A 2,741-nucleotide genomic window follows, 5' to 3' on the forward strand; every position below is an offset into this window, starting at 1 on the left:
CTGTTGCGGACCTCCAGGCGCAGCATCTTGCGTCCGTCGGGTGCGACTGCGGACACGTCGGCTCCCTGTAGCTTCGATTCGTCGGCGTACACCAGCGTAGGCCCGTGCTTGTTGCGCCTTGGCGTGTGTTTGTTTGCGGGGGAGCAGGTTGCTGTCTGGAGGTCGTTTGAGTGTCCGCTACCGTGCCGAAGAGGGCCCTGGTCGTCCTGATTGCCCGCTGCCCCGGGGTTGGCTGGCAGCGGTCAGGTTTGGGTGCGGCACTGGTCCAGTAGCTGGAAGACGGGCTCGCCTCGTATCGGGTCCTGTGCGGTGGATATTCGTACCCGGTCGCCGCTGTGGATGGTGATGAGCGGGCCCATGACCCTGCCGCGGACGACGAAACCCTCGCGCATCTCTATCAGTGACATGTTGCGCGCAGCGGGTGTGTTGCGGTGTACGACGGTGGAGTGCCGGATGGTGCCTGTGCCGTCGCTGCGTTCGGTCCGCAGGTCGCTGCTGCCGCAGGCCGGACAGAGCACCCGGTGGTATGTGGCCATGGCACACCATGTGCAGCGCTGGAAGTACATGGCTTCCGCCTCGCGGTGTTCGAGCTCGATGAGGCCGGTCGCGGCGGCGGCCGTCGGATGAGCGGTGTTTCCTGAGCGGTGGTTCATGCTGGTTAACTCCCTGCACTTGGCCGGTAAGTCCGCGTGCGCGGGGCATCCGTGCCTGCCTGCGCGGGGGATGCGCTGCCACCGTGCACCACCACAGGCTATGGCACTCAGTTCCACGTGTACAGGACTCCGTACCAAACGGGTGATGCGGCCCGGACGGCTGGGTGTCCGCGAGAACCTACCCCCCTCGGTTGCCGGCGTAGTCGGCCGGCCCAGACACCGGCCCGACGCGCTTGTTGCTGACCGTGGCTACGACCACGACAAGTACCGGCGCCTTCTGTGGCAGCGCGGTATCCGCCCGGTCATTGCCGAACGAGGCGTGGAGCACGGCTCTGGCCTGGGCATCTTCCGCTGGGTGGTCGAGCGCACCATCGCCTGGCTGCACGGATTTCGCCGCCTACGGATCCGGTGGGAGCGACGGGACGACATCCATGAGGCCTTCCTCGGCCTTGCGACCTGCCTGATCACCCACCGACACGTCCGACGCCTTTGTTAGGAGCTCTTAGGCCATCCTCGCCATGCGAGAACCTGGGGCGCCGGCCGCCGGTTGGCATATTCACGCTACCGACGAATCCGGTGGCGTCCTCGCGTTCGGAGAGGCGGAGGGCAGCGTCGTTGTCGGCAAGCACGGAGGTGTTCGTGACCTTCACGCCGTGCTGGGCCTGATGGTCGCGGGCAGCCGATAGGAGGGTTGTGGCCCATGCCGCAGCCGGGGTGCCTTCGTCGACAACGAGGGTCTCGAGGTCGACGACCTGTTCGTCCCACTGCGACGAGCCTGGCGATTCGGTGATGCGGACCATTGTGTAGCCGAGAGGCTGCCGCACCTGGGCGAGGGGTGTGGCGGGTATGGGTGAGGGCCCGAGCCAGTCAGGGTGCTCGGGCCCTCACCGTGTTTGCGTATCCACCGGGGGGATTGGACACGCAAACACGCGGCGGATTGCTTAACGAATTCCGGCTGTTGGATGCGGGCTGCCGGGTGCATCGGGGCAGGGCTGTGTGGCACGGGGTCCTGTGGAGCTGGCCTTATGCCTTGCCGTCAGCGGTTCCGTCCTTGGCGCCGGGGCTCAGAAGGAGACGAAGGCGCCGGCCTGGTGGTACTGGCCGAGCGTGCCCTGGGCGGTGCCGACGGCCCCGGCGGTGGCGGCCTGGGCCTGGCCGAGGATGTCCTGATCGCTGATCACTGTGGCTCCGGCGAAGACGCTGGCGTGCGGGCTCAGGCCGCCGGCGACGTCGTCGAGGTCGGCGTCGGAGATCTCGGCGGTCTGGAGAGCGGAGTTCATTTCGGGACTTCCCTTCGCATGGGTGTGGCACAAGGGGCGGTCTCGCTGGGGATGGCGAGCCGTCGCGGCCGTGGGTGTGCGGCGTCCGTTTCCGGAATTCCTCGCTCCACCCGCAGCGTTAATGATCAAACCACGGATTGCACCGGTCATCTCTTCAACGGGCGCCAGGGCCAAGGCTGTTGAACTTCCGGGTTACCTATATGTGTGTGCGCGGGCACGAAGGGGGAGCAGTTTCTCTACATGCTTTGCGACATCCTGAAGTGACTGTGGTTGCCACAGTCGTTCCGAACGGGACACTCCACGCGAACAGTGCACCGCCGCGCAGATCTCCATACCCACCCGCCGTCACTCGTGCCTCCGTTGCACAGTCGCTGTGAAGATTCACGGCATCCGGTCTTCCATTAGCCGTTCAACATTTTCTGGTCTTCTTGGCCGCTGCGCTTTGCGGTTGTGGCCGGGTCAGCGAGGGGACTGCCGTGGGAGGCGGGTCCTGCTCCCGCGCCTGTACGGCTTCGCCACTCAGGTCTGCGGGCACGCCCCTCACCCGGCCAACCTCGGCTATTGCGGCTCCGGCATCGACGGTAGACCCGACCCCGCTCGGGCTGGCGGGTGTCGCCGGGTACGGGTGAACCAGCAGGAAAGCTCGGGCCCGTCATCGTGGTCGAGCATCAGCAAGGGCCGGCTATGCGAACATGCGGCAGCGTCTCTGTCAGCTAAGTGGTCTCGTCCGGAAGTCTTTCGGGGGTTGATCACGGCGCCGGGCTGGCGGAGGATTCTTCCTGGTGATCGGCGGTGTGCCGGTCGAGCC

The 2,741-nt window shown here is 66.2% G+C and carries 3 protein-coding genes and 1 pseudogene; 1 reads left to right on the top strand and 3 read right to left on the bottom strand.

Annotation, left to right across the window (positions count from 1 at the left end):
* Positions 1 to 242 precede the first annotated feature (242 nt).
* Entirely contained in the window at positions 243 to 653 is a 411-nt protein-coding gene (locus AC07CM_RS50620; RefSeq protein ID WP_478883317.1) for a Zn-ribbon domain-containing OB-fold protein, read from the bottom strand.
* Positions 654 to 837: 184 nt separating this feature from the next.
* Here AC07CM_RS50620 and AC07CM_RS50625 point away from each other — a divergent pair.
* A pseudogene (locus AC07CM_RS50625) lies at positions 838 to 1,149 on the top strand (transposase); the annotation flags it as partial.
* On the opposite strand, the gene AC07CM_RS50630 reads toward AC07CM_RS50625, so the two are convergent.
* Together AC07CM_RS50630 and AC07CM_RS50635 are read right to left on the bottom strand one after the other, a co-directional pair.
* A complete protein-coding gene (locus AC07CM_RS50630) occupies positions 1,118 to 1,453 on the bottom strand; it encodes a hypothetical protein (RefSeq protein WP_478883318.1) in 336 nt (111 codons plus the stop codon). The pseudogene AC07CM_RS50625 and the gene AC07CM_RS50630 sit on opposite strands and share 32 nt — an antisense overlap.
* Before the next feature lie 264 nt (positions 1,454 to 1,717).
* Positions 1,718 to 1,933, bottom strand: coding sequence for a hypothetical protein (locus AC07CM_RS50635; protein WP_478882427.1), 216 nt, complete (start codon positions 1,931 to 1,933; stop codon positions 1,718 to 1,720).
* Positions 1,934 to 2,741: the final 808 nt, after the last annotated feature.

The sequence above is a fragment of the Streptomyces sp. NPDC044061 genome (assembly GCF_056434305.1).